7 protein-coding genes and 1 pseudogene are annotated in these 4428 nt (G+C 66.6%); 5 read left to right on the top strand and 3 right to left on the bottom strand.

Translation table 11 applies throughout. The features are described from left to right. Together VD972_RS28455 and VD972_RS28450 are read left to right on the top strand one after the other, a co-directional pair. Positions 1-252, top strand: a 252-nt coding sequence (locus tag VD972_RS28455) for a pirin-like C-terminal cupin domain-containing protein (RefSeq protein ID WP_324991897.1), incomplete at its 5' end; no start/stop codon positions are given. A gap of 17 nt (positions 253-269) precedes the next feature. Next, positions 270-818, top strand: a complete 549-nt coding sequence (locus VD972_RS28450) for a hypothetical protein (RefSeq protein WP_324991896.1) — start codon at positions 270-272, stop codon at positions 816-818. A gap of 41 nt (positions 819-859) precedes the next feature. Here VD972_RS28450 and VD972_RS28445 read toward each other — a convergent pair whose 3' ends face one another. Beyond that, the gene (locus VD972_RS28445; RefSeq protein ID WP_324991895.1) at positions 860-1330 is read right to left on the bottom strand and encodes a hypothetical protein; all 471 of its coding nucleotides are present in this window, start codon (positions 1328-1330) and stop codon (positions 860-862) included. 26 nt (positions 1331-1356) lie between these two features. Further along, positions 1357-2508, bottom strand: coding sequence for a hypothetical protein (locus VD972_RS28440; RefSeq protein WP_324991894.1), 1152 nt, complete (start codon positions 2506-2508; stop codon positions 1357-1359). 328 nt (positions 2509-2836) lie between these two features. On the opposite strand from VD972_RS28440, the pseudogene VD972_RS45585 reads away from it, so the two are divergent. Next, positions 2837-3132: pseudogene (locus VD972_RS45585) on the top strand (CHAT domain-containing protein); the annotation flags it as partial. After that, positions 3080-3493, top strand: coding sequence for a DUF805 domain-containing protein (locus VD972_RS28435; protein WP_414654147.1), 414 nt, complete (start codon positions 3080-3082; stop codon positions 3491-3493). The pseudogene VD972_RS45585 and the gene VD972_RS28435, both read left to right, overlap by 53 nt. A 16-nt stretch (positions 3494-3509) precedes the next feature. Here the strand turns inward: VD972_RS28435 and VD972_RS28430 are convergent, their stop codons facing one another. After that, positions 3510-3926, bottom strand: a complete 417-nt coding sequence (locus VD972_RS28430; protein WP_324991893.1) for a hypothetical protein — start codon at positions 3924-3926, stop codon at positions 3510-3512. Between the two features lie 93 nt (positions 3927-4019). Between VD972_RS28430 and VD972_RS28425 the strand changes: the two genes are divergently transcribed. Then, on the top strand, positions 4020-4361 hold the full coding sequence (locus VD972_RS28425) for a metalloregulator ArsR/SmtB family transcription factor (RefSeq protein WP_324991892.1): 342 nt from the start codon (positions 4020-4022) through the stop codon (positions 4359-4361). Positions 4362-4428 lie beyond the last annotated feature (67 nt).

The following is a 4428-nucleotide window of genomic DNA, read 5'->3' as shown; positions in this document are numbered from 1 at the left end:
GTGGACGTGGAGCTGACCAATGGTGCCACCGAGGGCGACATGCTCCTCTTGCAGGGGCGGCCCATCGGCGAGCGCGTGGCGCAGTACGGTCCCTTCGTGATGAACACGCAGGCGGAGATCCAGCAGGCGTTCGCCGACTACCAGCGCACGGAGTTCGGGGGCTGGCCTTTCTCGAGCCACGATCCCATCCACCCGAGGGAGCAGGGCCGGTTCGCCCGGCACGCCGACGGCCACGTCGAGCAGATCGACTGACAAGCGCCTCGCCTGGCATGTCCATCTACCTGCTCACGCTGCCCCGTCCCTGGCCCTGGGCCGTGCTCGAGCGCGGTTGCCGTGTCCTGTTCTTCACCTCGACGGAGGGGGGGCGCCCTCAGGCCCTGCGCCCCCCCGTTGAGGCGCTGGGCCGGTACGTGGCGCTCCACGTGGGCAGCGCGTGGGATGTGGAGGGAGCCGCCTTCATGGAGCGGCGGCTCGGCCTGTATGTGCCGGCGGAGGATGGCCTGCCCGCTCGAAGCATCTTCGCGGTGGCGCGCCTGACGGAGGTCACCACCGTCTGCAACGACTCACGCGCCTTTGGGGGTGAGCCGTGGTGGCGAGGCACCATCGGCTGGTGGCTCGACGAGGTCCTCGCCATCGAGCCGCTGGAGTGCCCGGAGGCCACGCCCTTCTCGCCGCTGGCCGAGGACTTCCGGCCGGAGCTGCGCGAGCGCTTCGCCCTGGCCCGAGATGGTGTCTGGCGGCCGGAGGCGGTGCAGCGCGGTCCCCGTCCGGAGCCTCAGCCGCAGCCGGGCTCCGGACAGTTCGGCCTGGGCTTTTAGCGGGCGAAGGCGTGTGGGCCTTGGAGCACCTGCGATCTGGCTCAGATCACCTCATGTCGGGCGAGGGTCTCCGACACGGCCTGGATGGCCTGCGCTTGAGGAGTACCGAGCTCGCCGAGAAGGTCCACGGCGGCGACGACGACCTCGTCCGGCCAGTCGTCGTGATCTTCATAGTGCGCTGCCTGGAGGACACCCGAGAGCAGATCCAGGAAGAGCAGCTGAGGCGGCACCTTCTGGTGCTTACGCGCGGGGCGGAGCGTGTACTGGAGCCCCTCGAACGCCGCGATGAGGGGCTCCTCGTCGCGGGCTCCGCGGCACCACGCCTCCAGGATGGAGAACGCCTGCGCCACGCCGGCAGCGTGCTCCGGCGGCAGAGGGGGCAGCTTGCCGCAGACGAAGCGGGCCAGGGCGATGAGTGCCTGGATGATCGCCCCGCGGGCCACACCATCGTCCGCGCAGCGCATGCGGATGGCTTCATCGAGCTCAGCGAGAGTCGTCAGCGGTGCGGTCATGGGCGCGCTCCTGGGACAGGAACCCTTTATAGGATCTTGCAACCGCCGCCTTCCTCCTCGGTCTTGCGAAGCGTGCAATGGATCTCGAACGCTCCGTCAGCCGGCGGCTCCATCCGCCTCGGACCGATGCCCACCGGCGGATATCCGTCTCGCTTCACCGTCATCTCGAACAGTCTCCCGAAGGGGATAGCGTCGAAGCATCGAGGCGTACGTCCCACGCTCTCGCCCTTGAGGGTGAGCTCCGCGCCCGGTGGATACGACGTGATGCAATACCGAGCCTTTTCGTAGAACGTGCTCGCGAAGGTCTCTTTCCCCTGGCCCAGCTCGCGCAAGCTCGTCGTGGGCACGGCCCCGAGCTTCATGCTGTACGTCTTCCGAGCCAGATCCGGCAGCGACACGACGACACCGCGGAGGGTGAACTTCGTGCCCTTCAGCCCCGCAGCCAGGCGCACCAGCCGCCCCACGTTCGTGGGCAGAAGCTGTGCCAGGGCCTGCTGCCTGCGCGAGGCTTCCGCGTTGTAGCGATGGACGACGGCGTTGTAGCGGCGGATGACCTTGTCCTCGGCGAACCAGTGGATCTTGGGCAAGACGGGCATCGACTCTTCCAACTGCGGCGGATCCAGGGCTCTCAGCCGGGCCAGTTCCGAGTTCTTGTCGGCCAGGCACTGGAGTTGCTTGTGAGTCTCCAGGGGCTCTTCGCAGGGATCCCATGAGGGCTGTGGCTGGGTGAAACCGAAGCTCAGATCGCGAGCAGGCTTCGGATCAGAGGTAAGGCTCTGGAAGAGGGAGCCCCCGGCGGCGGGGAACTGAGGCTTGCAACCGGCGCCCTGGCATTCGTCGACCAGCGTGTTCCATGGGACGGACAGGCGCTCGAGCCCCTCTGCGTGGAGCTCGACGGCGATGGCCTCCTTCGGGTCGATGTTCAAGCCTTTGAGCCGATCGACGAGCGCGTTGAACCGGGTGAGGAGCTCGCTCAGCGCCTTGCGGAACGGCTTGCCTTTCTTCTTCTTCTTCAGCTGGGAGGTGATGTCCGTGGCGAGCTTGGTCGCGTCGCGTTCGAGCTCGTCCACGGCCTTGGCATAGTGGGACTGCTCGTCCACCGCGAGCATGAAGTACCGTTGGCTCTCCTTGTTCTCCTGAGTGCGGATGAGCGAGTGGGTGAGGAGGAAGGCCTCCACCTCCACACGAGACGAGAGCGGTTGTTGGCCCGTTCGAACGGACAGAAGCGAAGCCGGCACGAAGGGCGCGGTTGGCGCTGGACTCGCCTGGGCGGCGGCTGCGGACGGGGTCGCCGAGGCTGCCGCCGCTGAGGAAGTTCCGCCGTCGGGCCTGGCACCTGGGGCATCGCGTTCCCCGCAGGCGCAGGCGAGGGCCATCAGGAGGACGAGCAGCGCGACAGGGCCTCCATTCCGCCTACACGCCAGATGCTTCTTCATCGCGGTCACGGTTCTCTCCGGTGAGTTGATGCCCACAACCTTCCAGAGCCGGTGACATGAAGGCTCATTCAGAGAATGCGCCGAGGCCCTCCAGCGCCTGCTTCCGGAAGCTCAGCTCTTCCTTGGCTCGGAGGCCACCAAGGAGCGGTTGTTGCTCCTGCCTACGCTCGGCATCCTGCACATGGCCACCCACGGCGTCTTCTTGGATGAAGCCCCGCTCCGACACGCTCTCGCGCCGTGGGTCACTCTGGTGCGCTGGGCGAGGAGCCTCTCGCCTACCGGCTGTGGGGCATCAAGCTGGGCCAGGGCGTCTATGGGCTGCGCCGGGCCTTCATCGTGGCCGGAGCGGAGACGGTGGCCCTCTGGGGAGCACTCCGCAGCCGCGATAAACCCGCGTCACTCTTCAGGAAAGACTCTTTCCAGGGCGGCTGGGACGGGCAAATGGAGAAGGTCTGCATCAATCGCAGCGACGGTCCTTCCCTACATGGTGTTGTCCGTCTTCTCGGCCATCCAGCGATCGCATGACATGGACTGGTCGGGGTGGACGGTCCTGTTGTCGCTGATTCCTCTGTTTGGCCTCATCTGGTTGTCCATGCCGGGGACGCCCGGTAGGAACCGCTTCGGCGCACCGCCTCCGCCGAACACCACTGGAGTCAAGGTCGGTGCCGCGCTCATCCCCGTACTGTTCGTGCTCCTCGTGCTGGCCACGACGGTGAGGCATCCGTGACGAGGTCCTTGCCGGCTCAGGGCTTGTCGCTGCCGCTGCTGCCCGTTCCGTGGATCTCCCCGAGCATTTGCCGATCCCGCTCCACCCACTGCTGGAGCAGCGCCAGCAGCTCCTGCTCGAGCCTCACGAACTTCTCGAAGGCCTCGAGCGCCTTCGGGTCCGCCATCGCCTCCTCGTCATGCCTGCCCATCGGCAGGTCCCGGTACCGGGCCATCTGCTGAGCGGCCGCCTGCAACCGGGTGGCAATGTCCCGGTGCTCCTTCGCCACCTTCACGTAGGCGTCGTATTCCTCCCGGGCGTTCGGGTCCTGCAGATCGAGCGCCTTCATGTGGATTTCAAGGTTCTCTGCGAGGGCTGCCGTCAGCTCTCCAAGCTTGGCCGGGAGCGCGGAGTGCTCCGCCAGCCCCTTGCCGCAGGTCGGTTGGTCGTCCATGCGCATCTCTCCTTGTCTCTGCCCGGAACGGGCCCAGGTTCTGCTGACATATATGCCTTGACGGACATATTCTTCAAGTAGCATATAGGGCTCATGATCCAGACGCTCACAGCGCTCGGGGAACCCAACCGCCTGCGCATCGTTGAGCTGCTGCGCGCGGGGCCCTGCCCGGTCGGTGAGATAGGGGACAGGCTCCAGCTGCGTCAGCCTCAGGTGTCCAAGCACCTGCGCGTGCTCAAGAAGGCCGGGCTCGTTCAGATGCAGCCGAGGGCACAGCAGCGGCTCTACGAGCTACGGGCAGAGCCCCTCCGCGAGCTCGACACCTGGCTGGAGCCCTACCGCCGCTACTGGAATGCCCGCCTGGATGCGCTGGAGCGGCACCTCGAGATCATGGACACCCCGGTTCACAAACGACGCAGGAGGCCACCGACATGAAGGGAACACTGCATCATCAAAGCAATCGCCACACGCTGCGCTTCGAGCGCCGGCTCGCCCACCCGCC

Origin of the sequence: Hyalangium sp., assembly GCF_035629615.1 — a bacterium.
Taxonomy (GTDB): Bacteria; Myxococcota; Myxococcia; order Myxococcales; family Myxococcaceae; genus Hyalangium.
This window is presented reverse-complemented; position numbering and strand designations above follow the sequence as displayed.

Excerpts from the sequence above, each read along its gene's own strand:
- VD972_RS28450 (WP_324991896.1), top strand. The coding sequence starts at position 270 with ATGTCCATCTACCTGCTCACGCTGCCCCGTCCCTGGCCCTGGGCCGTG.
- VD972_RS28445 (WP_324991895.1), bottom strand. The coding sequence starts at position 1,330 with ATGACCGCACCGCTGACGACTCTCGCTGAGCTCGATGAAGCCATCCGC.
- VD972_RS28435 (WP_414654147.1), top strand. The coding sequence starts at position 3,080 with ATGGGCTGCGCCGGGCCTTCATCGTGGCCGGAGCGGAGACGGTGGCCC.
- VD972_RS28430 (WP_324991893.1), bottom strand. The coding sequence starts at position 3,926 with ATGGACGACCAACCGACCTGCGGCAAGGGGCTGGCGGAGCACTCCGCG.
- VD972_RS28425 (WP_324991892.1), top strand. The coding sequence starts at position 4,020 with ATGATCCAGACGCTCACAGCGCTCGGGGAACCCAACCGCCTGCGCATC.